Below are 21319 nucleotides of genomic sequence, written 5' to 3' on the forward strand. Positions count from 1 at the left end.
CCCCAGTGTGGTGATTGAGGAGAATGCCCGACGTCGCTTCGGTCGGGTCGCCTGCGAACTTGCGGAAGTCGGGGCCGAAGTGGGCCTTTTCCAGACGGAGTTGCTAAGGCAGTTGTTCGAGGACACCACCTGAGACTCTATGCTGCACAGGCATATGGAGAGTCAGCAGGGAACCTTGGGCGTCGGTGTCCGTGGCGTCGGCAAAACCGGAGGGGAACGGTGGTGTCACACTCCGCGCCGAACGAGGGCGGGGTAAACGGGGGAACGGCCGAGAGGCCATCCGAATCTGTGATGGCACGTCTCACAGTTCCGGTGCGGCATCGCACGACCTCGGCGAGCCAACTCTGCGCCAAGACAGGTCGAGTCCTGCGATAACTTGCCGTGCTTGAGCACACTACTGACCGTTTGATAGCGCCTCACAGGAACTGCGTGCGTGCCACAGTGTGCCGTCCCTACACTGGCAGCGACCTTCCTTAGGAGTTCGCTATGGTGGGATACCGGACCAGCGCACCTGCGTCAGACAAGGGTGTCTACATCGGCCAGGCCCGGCATGCCGTGAAGGAGCTGATCACTTCACTGCGCGGCGAGTTGGCGACATTGGAAGCTGTGTACGCGATGATGTGCCAGGGCGCCGAATCCACCGATGTCCGCGAAGAGCCGCCGGACACTGGCGAGGACGCGGAAACCGCTCAGCCTTCCCAGGAGGGTCCGTCTGAAGTTTCCGTCGCCGACGAGGATCCTTCGTCCGAAGATGCGCGCCCGGGGATTGGCACTCGGACCCTGGGGCCACCGCGTAACGGAAGCATGCGCGATGCGATCCTCACGCTCCTGTGCGCCGCTCAAGAGGCAATGTCCATCACCGATATCGCGGCGGCGGTGCGCCCGGGAGCGGACGCGACGGTCCGCTCATCCGTAGGAAAAACCCTCAACCGTATGAAGCAACTTGGCGAGGTGGAAAACGTAGCACCGGGAATGTTCCGGGCCGTGCTGTCATCCCGGGCTGCTTGATCTACCCGAGAACGACCCTCACCCAACAAGCAGGCCTCCCTCGATTAGCGGTCGAGGGAGGCCGCCAAACACGCGAACGGACGCTTCTCCTAGCAGGGTTCCGGTCCGTCGCGCACGTTCACTCTAGCGCTCCCACGGGTGGCGCTATAGGGCATCTGCGCCATTCCGCACTTGAGCGTGCACGACTGACCTCAAAATAGGCAATTGGGGATCAGTCATGAGCACATTGGGTCGCATTCGATCCGGGCCAGAGCGCCAGGCCCAGGGCGCGCTCCAGTCGGCAGACCGTCAGTACATCCGGCCAGGTGGCGCCCGCCAGCAGATCGCCGATGGTCTGTCTGCCGACGTTGCTCTGGGCGGCCAGTGCACGCAGCGAGAGCTCCGGCCTCTCACGCAGGGCGGCGGCGAGGCGGCGGGCAATCGTCTGGACCACCGCCGCGGCGGGCTCCCCGGCGATCCGGGCATCCGGCCACTCCTCCGGATCGACGGCGTAGCTCCATGGCGGCGCCGTGCGCGCTCGGCCTCCGGTCATAAAGATGCGTTCCTTCAGATCGTGATCGACACTGACACCAGTGGCCGGTTAACCGGCCACCTGTCATGGGCCTTGTGCCTGGAGGTCGCTGTGTCGAATCGCCTGCTGGCTTACGCACCGAAGGCGGAGACGGTGCCGCCCGCCCAGTGGCACCGCATCGCTCCGGTCGTCCGCTCGCTGGGATTCATGGCCGTCGCAGCGGGACCCTACGGCCCAGACGTGGTCATGACGCCGCTCGCGCGGCTGGTCGCCTGGGTCGAGTCCCAGGGCCTCCCGCTCGAACCCTTGACCAGAGCACCGTCGAACGGTTCATCCTCGTCGGCTGCCGCGGCATGGCCGCCAACAGCCGCCGAACCTGCAGCAGCCAGCTGCGCCGGGCCTCCGAGGCACTCCTGCTGGACCAGCTCGGACAGCATCCGCCGATCCGGCTGAAGGCCACCGCCGCCCCAGTGGCCCCCTATCCGCCGGCAGAAATCGCCTACTGGCTGATCTGGGCGCAGAGCCTGCCCACCCCCGCCCAGCGGCGCAACGCCTGTCTTCTGTTCTGTCTCGGCGTCGGCTGCGGGCTCGCCGTTGAGGATCTTGTGTACGTTCAGGGACGGGACATCCTCGCGGGCCCCACCGGCCGGGCCCTGGTCAAGGTGCACGGGCGCCGTCCGCGCACTGTCGTATGCCGGTACGCCTACGAGGAACTGCTGCTGGCGGAAGCCGCCCACATCCCGGCAGACGCGTACGCCTTCCGGCCGGACTGGCAGGACCGCACCAGCAAGCACATCGCATCGGACTGGCTGGCCAGGTACCCGCGGATCATCGGCCGTTGTGACGGTGCAGTGCTGCAGACCCAGCGGCTGCGCACGACCTGGCTCGTCGATCTGCTGAATGCAGGTATTCCGCTGAAGGTGATCCTCAAAGCGTCCGGACTCGGGACCCTGCACAGCCTCTCGCGCTACCTCGTCTTCCTCCACGACGTGCCCGAAGCGGAGGCATCCGATCTGTTGCGGGGGGCGGCGGCGTGAGCAGGAAGAACCCGGAGGACAAACCTTGCCGGCGTACCGGCCTAGCCCTACGCCCTGCACCGCAGGCCCCCGGCCGGACCCTCAGCGACCGCGTTGTGAGGCAAGTCTTCGACCTCGTGCGCCACAGCGGAGCACTGGAATGCCTTCCCTCCAACGAGCACCGGCCAGGCCCGAAGGGCTTCCCGTTCCGCACAGTGCTGATCGGCCTGATCTTGTCGCAGTACATGGGCAAGAGCGCGAACATCAACGACGCATGGGAGACGCTCTTCTTCGCCTTGTCTCCAGGGTCCAAAGCCCTCCTTGATGTCCCCGACGTCGACCTGCACATCCACGAGGGCGCAACCCGAGAAGAAATCGACCGCGTCGCGCACCACCAGTACGCGACGTCGAAGCGTGTCTACCGGTCCTGGTCCTCGATGACCCGGCGCCTCGACCCTGCACCGCACGACCGCCGCAAGAGGCTGTCGCTCAGCGAGGCCAAGAAGATCCGCCGGAAGTGGAATGCCCGCGACAACCAGGACACCGTGCGCAACCTGGAGGCCATCGCCCAGGATCTGATCCTCGCTCCGGTGATGGCTTCCTACCGGCGCGGCGACTTCGCTCAGTGGCCTGGCCACATCGCGGTCGACGACACTCCGGTTCCGGTCTGGGGCAAAGAGCCGGACTAACACCAGGACCGGGCCTCGCTTGAGATCACCGCCGGGATGTACGTGAAGGGAGGAACGCAGAAGAAGTCGGGGCCCAGCGGCAAAGCTGCGGCCTCCGCGAACACTGGCACCCGGCGCGGCATCGCAAACAAGCCAGTGCCTCGCAAGACCAAGTCGGCACGGGAGAAGAAGGCCAAGGCGCCGGAGAAGGGGGAGTTCCGCTACGCCATGATGGCCGCGTTCCCAGGCCATGGCCATGGCGACCTCGCCGGCACCTACCCCGCGGTCTGCCTCGGCATGATCCTTCACACCCCGGGCACCGAACCCGGCCCGGCCGCCCTGCGCGCCATCCAGCCGGCCTTCGAACGAGGCCTGGTCAAAGACCTGTTCTGCGCCGACCGGGGCATCACCCAGGCCAAGCCTCACAACCTGCATCTGCAGCTGCTGAAACTCGGCCTCAATACGGTGAAGCACTACAATGACGACAAGGTCGACCGGCAGGGAGAGTTCCGCGGCATGCAGCTGGTCGGCGGCGAGTTCTACTGCCCGCTGATGCCCACCCCGCTCGTCACTGCGGGCGCCACATACATCGACAGCCGCACGGACGAGGACCGCGCCCACGCACTCAACCTGATCCAGTCCCGGAAGGACTACCAGACCAAGATCAAGGAGTACGGGCCCGCAGGGGACCAGCGTCGACAGTGCCCCGCCCTCGGATCCCACGCCACGGTCACCTGCTACCGCCGGCCCCAGCCACGCCCGTCCACCGTCGTCGACCTCGACGCCCCCACTGTCCGTACCCCGGCAGCCCTGCCCACCATCCGCAGGCCCAAGCGGGACACCCCCGTCTACCCCGACATCTGCCGGGGGAAGAGCATCACCGTCCCGGGCACCGTGTTGGCCAAGTGGCGGCAGAAATACCCCTTGTTCACCCCTCTGTGGCAGGAAGCCTGGTCCGGACTGCGCAGTCAGAACGAGGGCGGCAACGGCAACCTCAAGAAGTCCGCTCTCGATAGCATCGACAATCCCCAGCTCCGCCTGCCGCACGGACGCGTCGCACAGACCCTGCTCAATGCCGTCATCATCTTCGTGGCCAACCTCAGAGCCATCCGACGGTTCCTCCGCGACCAGGGCATCCAGCCCCGCAAAGCCAGCACACAGAGCGCCGTAACCCAACCCCGTGAGCCCTCCGACCCGCCCCAGGCGTGGCCGCTTCCGACGGAGCAGGTCGAGCCTCCGCCACGCGAGTGACACACCTCCGCCGCGCTCCGCCCCCTGAAAACCCCACATGCCTGCGCCACGGCTACCAGCCGTCGCGCAGGCATGTCCTGTTTCCGCAGGTGAGAGGCGCAGTACCTGGACCGCCACCGCCCCGCCTCCTCACCGAGCCGATCACGAGGCCTGAAGGCCCCAGAAACGACGAATTACCGGTGAGTCACATGACTCGACCGGTAATTCGTGAACGCTTCGGGACGATCTCGTGAACGTCCCTCCGTGGTGTCCGAGGGGGGACTTGAACCCCCACGCCCGATAAAGGGCACTAGCACCTCAAGCTAGCGCGTCTGCCATTCCGCCACCCGGACCAGGTGTCTGCCGCCTCGCTCGGGGTGTCCCCCGCGGCGACGTGGACAACAATACCAAGGTTTCGGAGTGCGTTTCACCTGCGTATCCGTCCGCTGAACGGCCTCCGCGCCGCAGCCGGCGCGGCACATCGCCCGCGTCTCACGGTCGGCGAGAGGGTGTGCACGAAGGGTGAGCCGGCAGGCGGCGGAGCACCCGCGCGCCGGGGGCCCGGCGAGGTGGCCGGGGCCGGCGGGGGCCTCCCCCGGGCGGCGTCTCAGGGGCAGCGCACGACCTGCCCGGCGTACGACAGGTTGCCGCCGAAGCCGAACAGCAGCACGGGGTCGCCGCTGGTGAGCGCTCCCTGTTCGAGCAGCTTGGAGAAGGCGAGCGGAATGCTGGCGGCCGAGGTGTTGCCGGACTCCGTGACATCGCGGGCGACCACCGCGTTGACGGCGCCGATCTTCTCGGCCAGCGGCTCGATGATCCGCAGGTTGGCCTGGTGCAGGACCACCCCGGCGAGCTCCTCGGCCGCCACCCCGGCCTTCTCGCAGGCCTGGCGGGCGATGGCCGGCAGCCGGGTGGTGGCCCAGCGGTAGACGCTCTGCCCCTCCTGCGCGAACCGCGGCGGTGTGCCCTCGATCCGCACGGCGTGCCCCATCTCGGGCACCGACCCCCACAGCACGGGCCCGATCCCGGGCTCCCGTCCCGGCGGGCACGCCTCGACCACGGCGGCCCCGGCGCCGTCGCCGACGAGGACGCAGGTGGTGCGGTCGGTCCAGTCGGTGACGTCGGTCATCTTGTCGGCGCCGACGACCAGGGCCCGGGTGGCCGCGCCGGCCCGGACGGTGTGGTCGGCGACGGCCAGGGCGTGGGTGAACCCGGCGCACACCACGTTCACGTCCATCGCCGCGGGCTGCGGGACGCCGAGCCGGGCCGCGACCCGGGCGGCGGTGTTCGGCGAGCGGTCGATCGCGGTGGAGGTGGCCACGAGGACCAGGTCGATGTCACCGGGGGTGAGGCCGGCCGCGGCCAGGGCCTTGGCGGCCGCGTGCGCAGCCAGCTCGTCGACGGGCTCGTCGGGGCCGGCGATGTGCCGGGTGCGGATGCCCACCCGGCTGCGGATCCACTCGTCGCTGGTGTCGACCATGGCCGCCAGGTCGTCGTTGGTCAGCACCCTGGCGGGCTGGTAGTGACCGATGGCGGCGATGCGCGAGCCGTTCATGCCGGAGATCCCCTCGTTGCCGTGCTTAGCGGGATGCACCAGTCTGATCAGTGACTCACGGGTACGGCGGCAGGTGAAGCCACAGGAATCCGGCGCGCCGATTGTCGGCTCCGGTCAGACCGGCGGCCGCGTGCCCGCCCTCACGGTGCCGGACAATGGAAGCGTCGAGGTCACCCCGCCGCACGGCGGCCGGTGCCCCACGGCACCCTCCGCATCAGGGGCGGTTTCGGCTGCCAGCACGCACAGAACCGGGGCTGATCAGGACATGGGACGAGTCACGGAACGACGCAAGGTCCTCCGGATCCGCGACGGGGCGGTCTCCACCCGGCCGGACACGCTCGTCGCCGAGGAGCCCCTGGAGATCCGGCTGAACGGCAAGCCGCTCGCGATCACCATGCGCACGCCGGGCGACGACTTCGCGCTGGCCGCGGGTTTCCTGGTGAGCGAGGGCGTGCTGGCCGCGGCGTCCGACGTGCGGAACATCGTCTACTGCGCGGGGGCGGCCGCGGACGGCTCGAACACGTACAACGTGGTGGACGTGAGGACGTCGCCCGGTGCGACGCTCCCGGACTTCACCCTGGAGCGCAACGTCTACACCTCCTCCTCGTGCGGACTGTGCGGCAAGGCCAGCCTGGACGCCGTCCGCACGACCACGCGCTGGCCGATCGCCGACACTCCCCCGCTCCGGGTCACCCCCGGGCTGCTGGCTGCCCTTCCCGACCGGCTGCGGGCGGCGCAGCGGGTGTTCGAGCGGACCGGCGGGCTGCACGCGGCGGCGCTGTTCGGCGAGGACGGTGAGCTCCTGGACGTCCGGGAGGACGTGGGCCGGCACAACGCGGTCGACAAGCTGGTCGGACGGGCCCTGCGCGACGGCGGGCTGCCGCTGTCCCGGACGATCCTCATGGTCTCCGGCCGGGCCTCGTTCGAGCTGGCGCAGAAGGCGGTGATGGCCGGGATCCCGGTGCTGGCGGCGGTGTCGGCGCCGTCGTCGCTGGCGGTGGACCTGGCGGCGGAGACCGGCCTGACGCTGGTGGGCTTCCTGCGGGGCAGCTCCATGAACGTGTATGCGGGCGAGGACCGCATAGCCCTGCGGGAGACGGCGCCCCGGACCTGACCGGTACGGCGCGGGCGGTAGCGCGGGCTACGGCGCGGGCGGCGGCAGCCGGTCGGCCGAAGGCAGGGTCAGCCCGAGGCCGGGGTCAGCCGAAGGCCAGGGTCAGCCGAAGGCCAGGCGGCGGACCTGGCCACCGTGCCCCGCCTGGACAGCGCGACGGTGCGTTCCGTCCGGTCGACGAGGCTGGGGGCGGTGCGCCGGGGGTCGGGGACGGGGACTGCGGTCATGCCGGGGCGTCGGCCGCCGTCAGCCGTCCGTGCCGGAGATCCGGATCAACAGGCTGGTGAACTGCTCGCGTTCGGCGGCCGACAGCGGGGCGAGCAGCGCGTCGTTGGCCTCGCGGGCGGCCTTCTCGCAGCGGCGCAGGAGCCGGGCGCCGTCACCGGTGAGGGTGACGGCGTTCTTGCGCCGGTCGCGGGGGTCGGGGGCGCGGTCGACCAGGCCGGCCGACTGGAGGTCGTTCAGGATGCCGACGACGTCCTTGGGGTCGAGGCCGACGCTGCGGCCGAGGTCGGCCTGGGCCACGGGGGCGAGGTCGCGGACGGCGGAGAGGACGACGTGGTGCCACATCCGCAGCCCCTCGGCCGCGAGGGCCTCGGCGACCAGGGCGCGGCCCCGCGCGGCGGCCCGGCCCAGGAGCCAGCTGGGCAGGGAGCGGATCGCGGGCAGCGGTGCTTCGGCGGCCATGCCCGCAGCCTATCCGAGGAATCGTTGGACTTCCCCATGATCTCTGCCTATCGTTGGGGTTTCCAATGACTTCGTGGGGGCTTCCCACGGACCGTTCCGCCGGGTTTCTCCCGGCCACAGGAGGGTGCGATGCGCCGTGTCCGCTACGACGTCCCCGGCGGCCCGCTGTTCGTGGAGGAGGCGCCCGTCCCCGAACCGGGCCCGGGGGAGCTGCTGGTGCGCTGCGCGGCCGTCGGCGTCACCCTGCCGGTGGTCCGCAAGGTCGCGGAGGCCGCGGAACCGGTCCCGCTGGGCGGCGAGATCGCCGGTGAGGTGGTGGCGGCCGGCGAGGGCACGACCCGGTTCCGGCCCGGCGAGACGGTGACCGGGCTGTGCTTCGGGCACGGGTACGCCGACTACGCCGTCATGTCCGAGGCCATGGCCTCGCCGGTCCCCGGCGACGCGGACCCGGTGACGGCGGTCGCCCTGGTGCGCAGCGGCCTCGTCGCCCTCGGGGCGCTGCGGGCCGCGCGGTTCCGGCCGGGCGAGGCGGTGCTCGTCACGGCGGCGGCGAGCGGCGTCGGACACCTCGCGGTGCAGCTGGCGCGGGCCCAGGGCGCGGGCCGGGTGGTGGGGGCGGTGTCCGGCCCCGGAAAGGCGGAGTTCGTGCGGTCGCTGGGCGCGGACGGCTGCGTGGGGTACGGCGACGACGACTGGGGGGACCCCGTCGACTGCGTGCTGGACGCCGTCGGCGGCGACCTGCTCGCCCCCGCCCTCGCCGCGCTCTCCCCGCACGGCCGCCTGGTCGCCTTCAGCTCGGGCGGCGGCACCCTGCGGGCGTACGACCTGCTGGTGGGCGCCAAGTCGGTGATCGGTTTCCAGATGGCGCTGATCGCCCGCGGCCGGCCGGAGCTGTACGAGCGGTGGCGGCGCGAGGTGTGGCGGCTGTTCGCCGAGGGCGCCGTGAAGCCCGCCGTCCACGGCCCCTTCGCGCTGGAGGACGCGGCGACGGCGCACGAGGCGGTCACCTCCCGGGCCAACCTCGGCAAAGTGGTGCTGCGGCCCTGACGCGCGCACCCTCCTTGCGCGCACCCTCCTTGCGGGGCGCCCTCCTTGCGGGGCGCCCCACCCGCCACTACCGTCGGGGGGCGCACGTCGGACGTGGGACGTCCGGATGATGTCCCGTTGTCCGGCCGACGAAGGGCAGGTCGCACCGTGCCGTCAGGTTCCCGCGTCCGCCGCAGAGCCGCACCGGCCGCCGTCCTCGTCGCGGCCGCGCTGCTCGTACCGTCGCTCCAGGCCCGTCCGGCCCACGCGCAGCCGGCCGCCCGGTCGCCCCAGTTCGAGCAGCAGGTGCTGTTCCGGGCCTCCCAGGACCCGGGATACGCGTGCTTCCGCATCCCGGCTGTCGTGCGCACGAACGGCGGAACGCTGCTCGCGTTCGCCGAGGGACGGGTCCTCAACTGCGGGGACGCGGCCGACATCGACATCGTGCTCAAGCGCTCCACCGACGGCGGCCGCAGCTGGGGCCCGCTGCAGGTGGTCACCGAGGGGGGCGGCGACACCCACGGCAACCCGGCGCCGGTCGTGGACCGCGCCACCGGCCGGATCTGGCTCGCGGAGACGTACAACACCGGCCGCACGGACGGCGCCGCCTGCACGGTGCCGTGCGACCGGACCCCGCACCTGCAGTACAGCGACGACGACGGCCGGAGCTGGTCCGCGCCGCGCGACCTGAGCCCCGAGATCCTCCCCGCCGACTGGAACTCCTGGTACGCGACCGGGCCCGTGCACGGCGTCCAGCTCACCCGCGGCCGGTACGCCGGCCGCCTGGTCCTCGGGGTCAACGCCGAGACCTGGGACGGCAGCAGGGTCACCGCCAACCACGCGGCCCTGATCGTCAGCGACGACCACGGCGGCCACTGGCGGACCGGCGCCACCGACACCTGGCCCGTGGCCGCCGACGGCACCTTCCGGCAGAAGCCGTCCGAGCTCGCCCTCGCCGAACGCGGCGACGGCTCCCTCCTGGTCAGCGGCCGGGAGCAGGACGGCACCGACCTCGGCCACCGCACCCAGGCCGTCAGCCGCGACGGCGGCGGCAGCTTCACCGCGCCGTTCCGCGCCCTGCCCGGCCTGTACGCCCCGCAGGTGCAGGGCTCGCTGCTGCGCCTGGGCGACCGCCTCCTGCTCGCCTGCCCCGGCGACCCCGACCGGCGCCGGACGATGATGATCCGCGCCTCCTACGACGGCGGCCGGACCTGGGACTCCGTCGACCGCGGCACCGTCGTCACCACGGACTGGTCCGGATACTCCGACCTGGTGCGCATCGGCGCCGGCGCGGTGGGCCTGCTGTACGAGGGCGGTGCGGTGGACGCCCGGGACGAGATCCGCTTCGCCCGCTTCCCGGACGACTGGCTCGCGCCGCGCCGCGGCCCCGACCCGGTCACCGCCGACCGGGCCCCGCACGCCCGCCCGGCGGCCGTGCTGGGCGGCGCGGAGGAGACGCCCGGGGTGTCCGGCGGCGCCCTGGCGTTCGACGGGACCGACGACGCCGTGCGCCTGCCGTACCGCTCCGGGCTCCCCCTCGGCACACGGGACTTCACCGCGTCGCTGTGGTTCCGGTACACGGCCACGGCCGGGGAGCAGCCGTTGCTGTGGATGGGCGGGATCGGCACCGGCCAGCCGCAGGTGTGGCTGCGCGGCGAACCGGCGAACGACCGGGTGCAGGGCCTGATCACCGTGCGGGACGGAGCCGGTGCGCCGCGCACCGTGTCGGTGCGCACGGACGGGGCGTACAACGACGGCCGGTGGCACCACGCCGTCCTCCGCCGGGAGGGGGGCGCCGCCCGCGGCGGCGCCGGGCGCGAGGGAGGCCGGCTGACGCTGTCCGTCGACGGTGCGGGGCCGGCCGCCGCCGGTGTGCCGGGGTCGGTCAGCCGCAACTCCCCCTTCGGCGTCCACCTCGGTCAGCGCATGGACGGTCGCGCCTTCTTCACGGGCGCGCTGGACGAGGTGCGCGTCTGGGACCGGGTGCTCAGCGACGAGGAGCTGGCGGATCCGCACGTGCTGCGCTCACCGCGGGACACGGTCCTGTGGCTCCCCCTGAACACGGTGCGCGGCTGACTCCGCGGTGGCCCGGGCGGTCCCGTCAGGGCCCCGGCCGGTCTGCTCGGAGGCCCGCGCCGTGTCCCCGGGGGCCTGAGCGGGGTCCGCGGGCGGCTCGCCGGTCCCCTCCTCGGGCTGCGCGGTCTCCGCGGAGACCTCCCCGGCCGCCTCGGGGTCGCGGGCGCGGCGCTTGGCGATGACCGCGCACACCATCAGCTGCATCTGGTGGAAGAGCATCAGCGGCAGGACCGCCAGCGAGGCGTGGCCGCCGAACAGGACGCTCGCCATGGGCAGCCCCGAGGCGAGGGACTTCTTCGACCCGGCGAACTGCAGGGCGATCCGGTCCTCCCGGCCGAACCGGAGGGCGCGGCCGCCGTACCAGGTCAGGGCCAGCATCACGGACAGCAGGACCGCCTCCACGGCGAGCAGCCCGGCCATCCGGAGAGGGCTGACCTGGTGCCAGATGCCCCGCGTCATGCCCTCGCTGAACGCGGTGTAGACGACCAGCAGGATCGAGCCGCGGTCGACGAGTCCGAGCACCTTCCTGTGCCGGGTGACGAAGCCTCCGATCCAGCGCCGCAGCACCTGCCCGGCGAGGAACGGCGCCAGGAGCTGCAGCACGATCCTGACCGCGGAGTCGGTGGAGAACCCGACGCCGGCGCCTGTGAGCAGGGCCGCCGCGAGCAGCGGGGTGAGGACGATGCCGGCGAGGGAGGAGAAGGAGCCGGCGCAGATGGCGGCGGGCACGTTGCCGCGGGCGATGGATGTGAACGCGATGGACGACTGGATCGTGGACGGCACCAGCGTCAGGAAGAGCAGGCCCTGGTAGAGCGGCTGGGTCAGCAGGACCGGCACCAGCCCGCGCGCGGCGAGCCCGAGCACCGGGAAGACGAGGAAGGTGCAGGCCAGGACGGTCAGATGGAGCCGCCAGTGGCGGAGTCCGTCCAGCGCCTCGCGGGTGGACAGCCGGGCGCCGTAGAGGAAGAACAGGAAGGCGATCGCGGCCGTGGAGGCGCCCGAGGCCACGTCCGCGGCGGCGCCCCGGGCGGGAAGGAGCGCGGCCAGGCCCACCGTGCCGAGCAGCAGCACGATGTACGGGTCGATCGGCATCCGGCTCGGCAGGCGTAGGCGTAGGCGTTTCACGATGCTCCGAGTGGCTGTCGTGCGGGTGTCGCGGGGGGTGTGCGTGTCGTCCGCGGTCCGGCCGCAGGACCGGGCGCCTTCCCATCGTGCCGTCACCGGCGCCGATCGGGAAACCGGCACACCGCACTCACTGTCATCACGTTCCGCGATAACACCGCAGGCCGTCCGCTGCCGTCCCGACGAGCCGGGGAGACGCTGCCGGGGCCGCCCCCAGCCCCTTGCCGGACCCGTCCGGGCCGACGGCCAGGGCGTGTCCGGCAACTCCGTTCGGGCATCGACGACTTCTGTTGCTCGTAGACTCATGACGTGGCATTCATGAGCACCCCGCACTGCTGCTTCCTGTGACCGGAAGACCGTGAGGGCGATGCCGGACGGCGTCGCCCTCCTCGGTGTGCCTGCACCGTGGACCGCGTTCCCGCCGCCGCCCATTGCCACGCAGCGGCGCCCCTTGCGCATGTGCAGGCACGGTCCCTTCCCTTCACCCCCTGCCAGGAGTGCCTCGTGCCCGTGTCGCTTCCCCCTGCCCTCGAACTCTCCCTCGACCTGCTGCGCTGCCCGACGTGCCGCACCCGTCGCCTGCGCCCCGACCGCGGGGCACTGCGCTGCCCGGAGGGCCACACCTTCGACCTCGCCCGCCACGGCTACGCGAGCCTGCTGACGGGCACCCGCGCCACCAGCGGCGACGACACCGCCATGGTCCGGGCCCGAGGCCGCTTCCTGTCCACCGGCGCCTACGCGCCCGTCCGCGAAGCCACCGCCCGCCTGGCGGCCGGCGCCGCATCCGGGAGGGCGGCCACCGTCGTGGACGTGGGATGCGGCACGGGCTACTACCTGGCCGGCGTGCTCGATCGGCTGCCCGGCGCCCGCGGTCTGGGCCTGGACACGTCGGCGCGCGCACTGCGCTCGGCGGCACGGGCCCACGAGCGGGCCGCCGCGGTGGCCTGGGACGTCTTCCGGCCCTTCCCGCTGGCCGACGAAGCGGCCGATGTCGTGCTGGACGTGTTCGCGCCGCGCAACCCGGCCGAGTTCCACCGCGTGCTCCGCCCGGCCGGCCGGCTGATCGTGGTCCGTCCCACCGTGCGGCACCTGGCCGAGCTGCACGGCCGGCTGCCTGCGGCGGTCACCGTCGACCCGGCCAAGGAACAGCGCCTGCACCGGGCGCTGGACCCCTTCTTCGAGGCCGGCGCCACCGAGCGGGTGGAGTACTCCGCGACGCTGGCCGGACCGGACGCCCTGGACCTGGTGGCCATGACGCCGAGCGCACACCACGTGAGCCGCGCGGACCTCGACGGCGAGGGCTCCCTGCCCGGCCGGATCACCGTCTCCGTGCTGGCCAGCGTCTACCGGCCTCGGCGGGCACGGGCGGGTGCCCGCGCCCGCTGACGACGGGCGGCGGGCCCGCCCGGCGCCCCCTCTCCTCCCCCGCGACAGGAGGAGAGGGGGCGTCGGCCCCGGCCCCGGCGGCGGCATGCGGCCGGGGAGCCTGCGGAAAACCCGTTGGAGGACCACGGCGGCCGTTGCTAACCTCCCGGAGACCGTGCGAGGCGACGAGGAGGTGGTACCCGTGAACGCAGTATCGGCATGGGTGCTCCCCTTCGGGGTCACGGTCGGGCGATAGGTCGTCCGGGAGCGCCGTTCGAGCGCACTCCCGAAAGGCACGACCATGCGCTTCACTTCCGAGAACCGCCTCCACGACGGCGTCGTCGAGCGCGAGTTCACCCTCGGCGAGATCCCCGGCACCCTGTGGACGCCCGGCTCCGCGCCGGCCCCGCTGGTGCTGATGGCCCACAACAACGGCCTGCCCAAGGCGGATCACCGGCTGGTCGCCCGGGCCAGGTACACCGCGGCGCGCGGCTACGCGGTGGCCACCATCGACGCCGCCGGGTGCGGTGACCGTCCCCGCTCCGCCGCCGACGAGCGGGCCCGCGCCGACCTCCGGCGGGCGATGCAGGCCGGCGAGCCGGCCGACGACGTCCTGGAGTCCTTCGTCGGCCCGCTGGTCGAGAACGCGGTCCCCGAATGGCGGACCACCCTGGACGCCCTGCTCGGGCTGCCCGGGATCGACGGCCCGGTCGGGTACTCCGGGGGGTGGGCCGCCCTCGGCATCCGGCTGGCGGTGACCGAGCCGCGCATCGCGGCGGCGGGCTTCTTCGCCGGGGGGTACGTGCCCCGCGCCCAGCGCGAGGAGGCCCGGCTGGTCACCGTTCCGCTGCTGTTCCTGCTGCAGTGGGACGACGAGGGGAACCCCCGGCAGCGGGCCCTGGACCTGTTCGACGCCTTCGGCAGCACGGAGAAGACGCTGCACGCCAACCCGGGCGGGCACACCGGCACCCCGTGGTTCGAACTGGAGGACAGCTGCCGGTTCCTGGACCGGCATCTGAAGGACGCGCCACGGGCTCGCTGAGCCGGACGGGCTGACCACGGCCGCACACCGTGCACGGGTGCGGGCCCGCCCAGGTGCGTCTTCGTCGCCTAGGCTCGTCCCGTGTACGAGCCGACGCAGCTGCGCACGTTCCTGGCGGTCGCCCAGACCCTGAGCTTCACGCAGGCCGCACGGCGGCTGGGGCTGCGCCAGTCCACGGTCAGCCAGCATGTGCGCCGGCTGGAGGACGCGACGGGCCGGCAGCTGTTCTCCCGGGACACGCACGCGGTGGAGCTGACGGAGGACGGCGAGGCGATGCTGGGTTTCGCCCGCCGGATCCTGGAGGCGCACGAGCAGGCGGCGGCCTTCTTCACCGGGACGCGGGTGCGGGGCCGGCTGCGGTTCGGCGCGTCGGAGGACTTCGTCCTGACCCGGCTGCCGGAGATCCTGGAGGGCTTCCGGTACGACCACCCGGAGGTCGACCTGGAGCTGACGGTGGAGCTGTCCGGCACCCTGCACGAGCGGCTGGCCGCCGGGAAGCTGGACCTGGTCCTGGCCAAGCGGCGTCCGCAGGATCCGCGCGGTGAGCTGGTCTGGCGCGACGACCTGGTGTGGATCGGCGCGGAGCGGCTGCGCCTGGACCCCGACCGGCCGGTCCCGCTGATCGTGTACCCGCCGCCCGGCATCACCCGGGCCCGCGCGCTGGAGGCGCTGGAGCGGCAGGGCCGCGCGTGGCGGATCGTGTGCACCAGCGGCAGCCTCAACGGGCTGGTCGCCGCCGCGCGGGCCGGTCTCGGGGTGATGGTCCACGCCCGCCGTCTGATCCCGCCCGGCCTGTTCCGGTTGCCCGCGGGAACCCCCGCGGCCCAGGCGGAGCCGAGAGCCCGGGGGAACGTCGGCCTGCCCGATCTGGGGAAGGTCGACTTCGTCCTGGTCCACGGCCCGCGCCGGGGCGCGGCCGGGGCTGCGGCGGACGCGCTCGCGTCGGCGGTCCTGGCGGGCGGGGAGCGTCTGCGGCGCCGGGGCGGCTGACGGACGGCGGCGGCCGCGCGGGCCCGGAGGGCGGTCGGTGCCCGCGCCGCCGGGGCGCGGGCGCCGCCGCGGGTCCGGGACGTCGTAAGCGGTGCGTACAGATTCGGTGGAGATTACGGTACCGAAACTTACTGACGGGTCAGTATTGTGTCCGGCCCTTCCCCATGTGGGGGCATTTCGTGCCCCCTGGGCAGGAGAAACGTGAGGTTTGCTCGCTTTCCGCACCCCTCCCGCAGGGTGCCCCGTTGGGGTAGCTTTCACGGCGCTGTGCGGTGCGCGGGCCAACGGCACCGACGCGTGAGAGACCGGGAGCGAGGTTGCGCGAGTTCACCAACCCTCCGCTGGCGTCGCCGCCCCCGGTGGGCGGTCTGGCGGACGCAGTCTTCGAGCATGCCCTGACCGACCCGCTGCGCGTGGCCCTCGGCCGCAAGGACCTCTCCGGGCGGTGGCGGGACGTGACCGCCGCCGAGTTCCGCGACGAGGTCCTGGCCCTCGCCAAGGGCCTCCTCGCCCAGGGCGTCCGCTTCGGCGACCGGGTCGCCGTGATGTCCCGCACCCGCTACGAGTGGACGCTGTTCGACTTCGCGCTGTGGTCGATCGGCGCGCAGGTGGTGCCCGTCTACCCGACGTCCTCGGCCGAGCAGTGCTTCTGGATGCTGCACGACGCCGAGGTGTCCGCGGCGGTCGTCGAGCACGAGGACCACGCCATGACCATCGCCACGGTCATCGACCGGCTGCCGCGGCTGCGCCGGCTGTGGCAGCTGGACGCGGGCTGCGTGCAGGAGCTGTACGACGCCGGGGCGCACCTGGACGACGAGACGGTGCACCGGCACCGGCGGGCCGTCACCCCGGACTCGGTCGCCACGGTCATCTACACCTCGGGCACCACCGGCCGGCCCAAGGGCTGCGTGCTCTCGCACGGCAACTTCATGTTCGAGGCGGACACCGCCGTCCAGCGGTGGGACCCGGTGTTCCGCTCCGGCACGGGCGACGAGGCCTCCACGCTGCTGTTCCTGCCGCTGGCGCACGTCTTCGGGCGGATGGTGGAGGTCGCCGCGGTCCGCGGCCGGGTCCGCTTCGGGCACCAGCCGGAGCTGAACGCGGCGGCGCTGCTGCCCGACCTGGCCGCGTTCCGGCCGACCTTCATCCTCGCGGTCCCCTACATCTTCGAGAAGGTCTTCGGCGCGGCCCGCCGCCAGGCCGAGCGGGAGGGGAAGGCCGGCCCGTTCGAGAAGGCCGTCGACGTCGCCGTGAAGTACGCCGAGGCGGTGGAGGCCAGGGCCTGGGGCACCGGGCCCGGCCCGTCGGCGGGGCTGCGGATGCAGCACCAGCTCTTCGACAAGCTGGTGTACGCGAAGGTGCGCGCCGCGATGGGCGGACGCATACGGAACGCGATGTCCGGCGGGTCGGCGATGGACCGCCGGCTGGGGCTGTTCTTCGCGGGCGCGGGCGTGCAGATCTACGAGGGCTACGGCCTGACCGAGTCGACGGCCGCGGCGACCGCCAACCCGCCCGGTCGCACCCGTTACGGCACGGTCGGCCAGGCCCTGCCGGGCGTGACCGTGCACATCGCCGACGACGGGGAGATCTGGCTGCGCGGCGGCAACGTCTTCCAGGGCTACCTGAACAACCCCAAGGCCACCGACGAGGCCCTGCACGACGGCTGGCTGGCCACCGGCGACCTCGGCTCGCTGGACGAGGACGGCTATCTGACCATCACCGGCCGCAAGAAGGAGATCCTGGTGACCTCCGGCGGCAAGAGCGTCTCCCCCGGCGTGCTGGAGGAACGGGTCCGCGAGCACCCGCTGGTCAACCAGTGCATCGTCGTCGGCAACGACCGCCCCTACATCGCCGCCCTGGTCACCCTCGACCAGGAGGCGGTCGAGCACTGGCTGCAGATGCGCGGCAAGCGGAGGATGGCGCCCGCCGACCTGGTGCGCGATCCGGATCTGGAGACGGAGGTGCGGCGGGCGGTGATCGCCGCCAACACCCAGGTGTCCCAGGCCGAGTCGATCCGCACCTTCCGCATCCTGGCCCAGCCGTTCACCGAGGAGCACGGCCTGCTCACCCCGTCGCTGAAACTGAAGCGGAAGGCGATCGAGAAGGCGTACGCGCACGAGGTCGACGCCCTCTACCGCACCTGACGCACCGGCTCGGCGGGCCGTCGCGGCGGCCGGCCGGGACGGATTGCGCGGTCAGGAATGCGAAGCGGCCCGTGATCGTTGACGATAGGAGTACCACCTGTCGACAAACGAAGGATCAAGAGGCTCGTGAGCAGCAAGGTCCCCCCGATCATCCTCAACAACGGCGTCGAGATGCCCCAGCTCGGTTTCGGCGTCTGGCAGGTGCCGGACGACGAGGCAGAGCGGGCCGTCGCCACGGCGCTCGAGGCCGGGTACCGCAGCATCGACACCGCGGCGATCTACGGCAACGAAGAGGGCACCGGCAAGGCCATCGCCGCCTCCGGCCTGCCCCGTGAGGACGTCTTCGTCACCACCAAGCTCTGGAACGGCGACCAGGGGTACGACGCCACGATGCGCGCGTTCGACACGTCGCTGCGGAAGCTGGGGCTCGACTACGTCGACCTGTATCTGATCCACTGGCCGCTGCCGTCGCGGGACACGTACGTCGACACCTACAAGGCGTTCGAGAAGCTGCACGCCGACGGCCGGATCCGCGCCATCGGCGTCTCGAACTTCCTCCCCGAGCACCTGCGGCGGCTGATGTCCGAGACCTCCGTCGTCCCGGCGGTCAACCAGATCGAGCTGCACCCGCACCTGCAGCAGGAGGCGGCCCGCGCGTTCCACGCGGAGCAGGGCATCGCCACGGAGGCCTGGTCGCCGCTCGGCCAGGGCAGGGGCCTGCTGGAGGTGCCGGCCGTCGTCGCGATCGCGCAGAAGCACGACCGCACCCCGGCCCAGATCGTGCTGCGCTGGCACATCCAGCTCGGCAACATCGTGATCCCGAAGTCGGTCACGCCGTCGCGGATCAAGGAGAACATCGAGGTCTTCGACTTCAGCCTGGACGACGAGGACCTCGCGGCGATCAGCGCCCTCGACGAGGACCGGAGGCTGGGTCCCGACCCCGCCACCTTCGACATGGTCTGACCGCCGGGCCCGGCCGTGCACCCCGCCGCCGCACGGGATGCGCGGCCGTGCCGCGTCCCGGCGGTGGCCGTGCCGCCCGGCGATGACCCCGGGCGCGCGTGCCGGGGACGCTCAGTCGAAGCGCACGTCCGCGTACACCACCTCGAACTCCTCCAGGCCGACCACGTCCACGTGCGCCTTCGCCGTCGCCTCGTGGCGCGCGCCCGCCATGGCCGCGCGGGAGGCCGCCAGGGAGGTGCGGTCGGTGAACAGGGCGCCGGCCAGGGCCCGCCCGCGTCCGCGGTCGACCAGCAGAGACGTCCTGGCCAGGCCCGGCAGCGACTCGGCCCGCGGCACCACGGCCGCCCGGAAGGCGTCGACGACGAGGTCCCCGTCCGGCGGGTCGAACTCCAGCCGGGTGACGCGCAGCCCGCCGCCCTGCCGCGGGTGCCGGACGTGGTGGACCACCGCCGCCTCGTAGACGGCGACCGCCACCGTCCCCGCGAACGGCTCCAGGAGCGCGCCGCGCCGCTCGCGCATCACCTCGTCGCTGTTGCGCTGCGCCTCCTCGCTGTCCCACCAGCTCACGGCGAGGAGCTTGCCGAGCTCCCGGTCGGCGAACACGCCCGCGCCGCGGTAGCCGGGGCGTTCCTCCAGCAGGTCCCGTCCCTCGTTGTTCAGGGAGCGGACGGCCGTGTCGAGCAGTGCCGGATCACCGGTGGCGTACACCGTGCGCACGAACATGAAGCTCGCCTCCCGGAAACTGGGCCCGCCGGCGGCGCCGGACGGATGCGGCACATCCGGTCCCACCAGTCTCGCCTTGCGCGGCAAGGCCCCGCAATCGCGCGGTGTTCAGCCGTTCGCACCCCCGGGGTTGACGGCACACGCCCACCGGGCCACGGTGACCCAGTAAGGAAACTTTCCTGACAGAAGGGTGTCCCCGTGCGCCTCCGAATACTCTCCCTGGCCGCGGCCTCCGGCGCCGCCCTGCTCGCCGCGGGGCTCCTCCCCGCGCACGCCTCCGCCGCCCCTTCGCCGCGGTCGGCGCGGGAGGGCACGGTCAGCGCCGCCGACCTGCTCGCGAAGGCGACGTCCTGCCGGCAGATCTCCAACGGCATGTACCGGACCGACGAGGAGACCGCGGCGACCGTCCCCGTGTGCGGCAAGAACGGCGCGGTGTTCTGGAAGGCCGACATGGACATCGACTGCGACGGCCAGCGCACCGCCAACTGCAACGAGGACCGCGACCCGTGGTTCCAGGACGACACCGCCTTCCACCAGTCCGACGGCAGGCCGCTGAAGGCGGAGACGCTGCCCTACGTCGTGGTGCCCAGCGCCGGCGGGATCTGGAACTACTCCGGCGCCGGCATCAAGGGCGGCGGCGTGGTCGCCGTCGTGTACCGCGACAAGGTCGAGTACGCCGTCGTCGGCGACACCGGTCCCTCCGGCATCATCGGTGAGGCGTCGTACGCCACCGCCAAGGCGCTCGGCATCGACCCCGACCCGGCCACCGGCGGCGCCGGCTCGGGCGTGACCTACATCCTGTTCACGAACTCCAAGGTCTCCCCCATCGAGAGCCACAGCGCCGCGGTGTCCCTCGGCGACCAGTTGGCCCGGCAGTTCATCGCCGCGAACTGACGGGCGCGCGCGCCGGTCGCGGGCTGCCCCCGCGGCCGCCCGGCGCCGGCGCGCTCCGGCGGCGGGCCTCAGACCGGCCGGACCGCCGTGTGCACCGTGTACGCGCCCAGGACGAACACGTCCGGCCGCACGTGCACGCTCGCCGGGTCGGACGGGTCGAGCAGGCGGTCGAGGGTGGCGCGGTCCTCGGCGTCGAGCGCGTCGCCGAAGCCCTCGCGCAGCCGGGACAGGTGCGCGGCGACGTAGGCGCGGGTCCGGTCGGCGGCCGGGGCGGGCAGGTCGAGCAGGAAGGTGCGGGTACGGGTGTGCGTGAGGCCGGCGGCGGCCAGCAGCGCCGGCCAGTCCTCCGTCTCGGCGACGGAGCCGGGCAGTTCGGCCCGCATCCGCGCGAACCACTCCTCCTCCAGCACGTCCAGCCGCGCCTGCAGGCCCGGCCGTCCGATGCCGATGTCCCGGGGCAGGAAACGGGAGGGCAGGCCGCCCTCCAGCAGGGCCAGGGTGCCGCCGGGGGCGAGCCGTTCGGCGAACGCGGCGAGCGCGGCCCGCTGGTCGCCGAGGTGGTGCAGACTGCGGCTGGCCCACAGCAGGTCGGCCGGGTACTCCAGCTCGCCCAGCACGTCGGGCAGTTCGCCCGCGAGGGTGTCGAAGCGGTCGGCGAACCCCAGGCGGGCGGCACGGGCGCGGGCGCGTTCCAGCAGCGGCGCGGTGCCGTCGACGGCGACGACCCGGGCTCCGGGGAACGCCTCGGCGAACAGGCAGGACACCACCCCGGGGCCGCTGCCCGCGTCCACGATCAGCCCCGGCTCGGTCACCTCCTGCGCGAGCCACGCCATGGCCCGCTCGTAGACCGGACTGAACAGTTCCGCCTGTGACTCCAGCAGGGGGGCCATCTCGTTCCAGTCGATGTCCGTACCGTGCCCGTGGCCGTGCTCGTGCCCGTGGCCGTGCTGGTGCCCGTGGCCGTGCCCGGTCGCGTGATGGTCGTGTGCCATGATGATCAGCCTCTCTTCCGGATGCCGCCAGGGTGCGACGGCGCACCGGCCGAAGGCCACTTCTGTTGCCGTTACGGCAAAGAGGAGCCGCGCCCCGGCGAGGTCGCCGGGGATCGAGATGCGTACCTTCGTGAGATCTGACCCGCTGCGATGAGCGCCGCTCGGCTCCGGTCGACCGACGACGGGCGGCTGG

General features: G+C 72.5%; 19 protein-coding genes and 1 tRNA gene. 13 read left to right on the forward strand and 7 right to left on the reverse strand.

Annotated elements, in window-relative coordinates; all coding sequences use genetic code 11:
• The first annotated feature begins 486 nt into the window (after nucleotides 1–486).
• Nucleotides 487–1008 carry a hypothetical protein gene (locus tag ABZ261_RS21430; RefSeq protein ID WP_356861418.1) on the forward strand — a complete coding sequence of 174 codons (522 nt, stop codon included), beginning with the start codon at nucleotides 487–489 and terminating at the stop codon, nucleotides 1006–1008.
• Nucleotides 1009–1219: 211 nt separating this feature from the next.
• Here the strand turns inward: ABZ261_RS21430 and ABZ261_RS21435 are convergent, their stop codons facing one another.
• A complete protein-coding gene (locus ABZ261_RS21435; protein WP_079259476.1) occupies nucleotides 1220–1540 on the reverse strand; it encodes a helix-turn-helix transcriptional regulator in 321 nt (106 codons plus the stop codon).
• Between the two features lie 332 nt (nucleotides 1541–1872).
• Between ABZ261_RS21435 and ABZ261_RS21440 the strand changes: the two genes are divergently transcribed.
• The 3 genes from ABZ261_RS21440 to ABZ261_RS21450 are packed head-to-tail and all read left to right on the forward strand — an operon-like array spanning nucleotide 1873 to nucleotide 4454.
• Entirely contained in the window at nucleotides 1873–2556 is a 684-nt protein-coding gene (locus ABZ261_RS21440; RefSeq protein ID WP_356861420.1) for a hypothetical protein, read from the forward strand.
• Nucleotides 2553–3224, forward strand: a complete 672-nt coding sequence (locus ABZ261_RS21445) for a hypothetical protein (protein ID WP_356861422.1) — start codon at nucleotides 2553–2555, stop codon at nucleotides 3222–3224. The genes ABZ261_RS21440 and ABZ261_RS21445 overlap by 4 nt, the downstream gene beginning before the upstream one ends.
• Before the next feature lie 36 nt (nucleotides 3225–3260).
• Complete coding sequence (locus tag ABZ261_RS21450) at nucleotides 3261–4454, forward strand: hypothetical protein (protein WP_356861423.1); 1194 nt, start codon at nucleotides 3261–3263, stop codon at nucleotides 4452–4454.
• Between the two features lie 244 nt (nucleotides 4455–4698).
• Here the strand turns inward: ABZ261_RS21450 and ABZ261_RS21455 are convergent.
• Both ABZ261_RS21455 and ABZ261_RS21460 read right to left on the reverse strand, forming a co-directional pair.
• A tRNA-Leu gene (locus tag ABZ261_RS21455) sits at nucleotides 4699–4786 on the reverse strand.
• A 254-nt stretch (nucleotides 4787–5040) separates the two neighbouring features.
• Entirely contained in the window at nucleotides 5041–5988 is a 948-nt protein-coding gene (locus tag ABZ261_RS21460; RefSeq protein ID WP_356861425.1) for a beta-ketoacyl-ACP synthase III, read from the reverse strand.
• 265 nt (nucleotides 5989–6253) lie between these two features.
• Here ABZ261_RS21460 and fdhD point away from each other — a divergent pair, with 265 nt between their 5' ends.
• On the forward strand, nucleotides 6254–7102 hold the full coding sequence (gene fdhD, locus ABZ261_RS21465; RefSeq protein ID WP_356861427.1) for a formate dehydrogenase accessory sulfurtransferase FdhD: 849 nt from the start codon (nucleotides 6254–6256) through the stop codon (nucleotides 7100–7102).
• A 246-nt stretch (nucleotides 7103–7348) separates the two neighbouring features.
• Here fdhD and ABZ261_RS21470 read toward each other — a convergent pair whose 3' ends face one another.
• Complete coding sequence (locus ABZ261_RS21470) at nucleotides 7349–7789, reverse strand: MarR family transcriptional regulator (RefSeq protein WP_356861429.1); 441 nt, start codon at nucleotides 7787–7789, stop codon at nucleotides 7349–7351.
• A 129-nt stretch (nucleotides 7790–7918) separates the two neighbouring features.
• Here ABZ261_RS21470 and ABZ261_RS21475 point away from each other — a divergent pair, with 129 nt between their 5' ends.
• Entirely contained in the window at nucleotides 7919–8836 is a 918-nt protein-coding gene (locus ABZ261_RS21475; RefSeq protein WP_356861431.1) for a zinc-binding dehydrogenase, read from the forward strand.
• Nucleotides 8837–8983: 147 nt separating this feature from the next.
• Nucleotides 8984–10891 carry an exo-alpha-sialidase gene (locus ABZ261_RS21480; protein ID WP_356861433.1) on the forward strand — a complete coding sequence of 636 codons (1908 nt, stop codon included), beginning with the start codon at nucleotides 8984–8986 and terminating at the stop codon, nucleotides 10889–10891.
• Here ABZ261_RS21480 and ABZ261_RS21485 read toward each other — a convergent pair.
• Nucleotides 10841–11983, reverse strand: coding sequence for a bile acid:sodium symporter family protein (locus ABZ261_RS21485; RefSeq protein WP_356861458.1), 1143 nt, complete (start codon nucleotides 11981–11983; stop codon nucleotides 10841–10843). The two genes, ABZ261_RS21480 and ABZ261_RS21485, sit on opposite strands and share 51 nt — an antisense overlap.
• Nucleotides 11984–12517: 534 nt before the next feature.
• Between ABZ261_RS21485 and ABZ261_RS21490 the strand changes: the two genes are divergently transcribed.
• The 5 genes from ABZ261_RS21490 to ABZ261_RS21510 all read left to right on the forward strand — a co-directional run bounded on the left by ABZ261_RS21490 (nucleotide 12518) and on the right by ABZ261_RS21510 (nucleotide 18517).
• On the forward strand, nucleotides 12518–13399 hold the full coding sequence (locus ABZ261_RS21490) for a methyltransferase (RefSeq protein ID WP_356861435.1): 882 nt from the start codon (nucleotides 12518–12520) through the stop codon (nucleotides 13397–13399).
• A 280-nt stretch (nucleotides 13400–13679) separates the two neighbouring features.
• A complete protein-coding gene (locus tag ABZ261_RS21495; protein WP_356861437.1) occupies nucleotides 13680–14420 on the forward strand; it encodes an alpha/beta hydrolase in 741 nt (246 codons plus the stop codon).
• Nucleotides 14421–14501: 81 nt separating this feature from the next.
• Nucleotides 14502–15410 carry a LysR substrate-binding domain-containing protein gene (locus tag ABZ261_RS21500; protein WP_356861439.1) on the forward strand — a complete coding sequence of 303 codons (909 nt, stop codon included), beginning with the start codon at nucleotides 14502–14504 and terminating at the stop codon, nucleotides 15408–15410.
• A gap of 317 nt (nucleotides 15411–15727) precedes the next feature.
• Nucleotides 15728–17554, forward strand: a complete 1827-nt coding sequence (locus ABZ261_RS21505) for a long-chain fatty acid--CoA ligase (protein ID WP_356861441.1) — start codon at nucleotides 15728–15730, stop codon at nucleotides 17552–17554.
• 126 nt (nucleotides 17555–17680) lie between these two features.
• The gene (locus tag ABZ261_RS21510) at nucleotides 17681–18517 is read left to right on the forward strand and encodes an aldo/keto reductase (RefSeq protein ID WP_356861443.1); all 837 of its coding nucleotides are present in this window, start codon (nucleotides 17681–17683) and stop codon (nucleotides 18515–18517) included.
• Nucleotides 18518–18628: 111 nt separating this feature from the next.
• Here the strand turns inward: ABZ261_RS21510 and ABZ261_RS21515 are convergent, their stop codons facing one another.
• Nucleotides 18629–19240 (reverse strand): hypothetical protein, encoded by a 612-nt coding sequence (locus ABZ261_RS21515; RefSeq protein ID WP_356861445.1) that lies wholly within the window; start codon nucleotides 19238–19240, stop codon nucleotides 18629–18631.
• Nucleotides 19241–19438: 198 nt separating this feature from the next.
• Here ABZ261_RS21515 and ABZ261_RS21520 point away from each other — a divergent pair, with 198 nt between their 5' ends.
• Nucleotides 19439–20134, forward strand: coding sequence for a glycoside hydrolase family 75 protein (locus tag ABZ261_RS21520; RefSeq protein ID WP_356861446.1), 696 nt, complete (start codon nucleotides 19439–19441; stop codon nucleotides 20132–20134).
• A 68-nt stretch (nucleotides 20135–20202) separates the two neighbouring features.
• Here the strand turns inward: ABZ261_RS21520 and ABZ261_RS21525 are convergent, their stop codons facing one another.
• Nucleotides 20203–21126 carry a class I SAM-dependent methyltransferase gene (locus ABZ261_RS21525; RefSeq protein ID WP_356861448.1) on the reverse strand — a complete coding sequence of 308 codons (924 nt, stop codon included), beginning with the start codon at nucleotides 21124–21126 and terminating at the stop codon, nucleotides 20203–20205.
• Nucleotides 21127–21319 lie beyond the last annotated feature (193 nt).

The organism is Streptomyces sp. NPDC006193 (assembly GCF_040613915.1).
Taxonomy (GTDB): domain Bacteria; phylum Actinomycetota; class Actinomycetes; order Streptomycetales; family Streptomycetaceae; genus Streptomyces.

Excerpts from the sequence above, each read along its gene's own strand:
- ABZ261_RS21430 (WP_356861418.1), top strand. The coding sequence starts at position 487 with ATGGTGGGATACCGGACCAGCGCACCTGCGTCAGACAAGGGTGTCTAC.
- ABZ261_RS21435 (WP_079259476.1), bottom strand. The coding sequence starts at position 1,540 with ATGACCGGAGGCCGAGCGCGCACGGCGCCGCCATGGAGCTACGCCGTC.
- ABZ261_RS21440 (WP_356861420.1), top strand. The coding sequence starts at position 1,873 with ATGGCCGCCAACAGCCGCCGAACCTGCAGCAGCCAGCTGCGCCGGGCC.
- ABZ261_RS21450 (WP_356861423.1), top strand. The coding sequence starts at position 3,261 with ATGTACGTGAAGGGAGGAACGCAGAAGAAGTCGGGGCCCAGCGGCAAA.
- ABZ261_RS21460 (WP_356861425.1), bottom strand. The coding sequence starts at position 5,988 with ATGAACGGCTCGCGCATCGCCGCCATCGGTCACTACCAGCCCGCCAGG.
- fdhD (WP_356861427.1), top strand. The coding sequence starts at position 6,254 with ATGGGACGAGTCACGGAACGACGCAAGGTCCTCCGGATCCGCGACGGG.
- ABZ261_RS21470 (WP_356861429.1), bottom strand. The coding sequence starts at position 7,789 with ATGGCCGCCGAAGCACCGCTGCCCGCGATCCGCTCCCTGCCCAGCTGG.
- ABZ261_RS21475 (WP_356861431.1), top strand. The coding sequence starts at position 7,919 with ATGCGCCGTGTCCGCTACGACGTCCCCGGCGGCCCGCTGTTCGTGGAG.
- ABZ261_RS21485 (WP_356861458.1), bottom strand. The coding sequence starts at position 11,983 with ATGCCGATCGACCCGTACATCGTGCTGCTGCTCGGCACGGTGGGCCTG.
- ABZ261_RS21495 (WP_356861437.1), top strand. The coding sequence starts at position 13,680 with ATGCGCTTCACTTCCGAGAACCGCCTCCACGACGGCGTCGTCGAGCGC.
- ABZ261_RS21515 (WP_356861445.1), bottom strand. The coding sequence starts at position 19,240 with ATGTTCGTGCGCACGGTGTACGCCACCGGTGATCCGGCACTGCTCGAC.
- ABZ261_RS21525 (WP_356861448.1), bottom strand. The coding sequence starts at position 21,126 with ATGGCACACGACCATCACGCGACCGGGCACGGCCACGGGCACCAGCAC.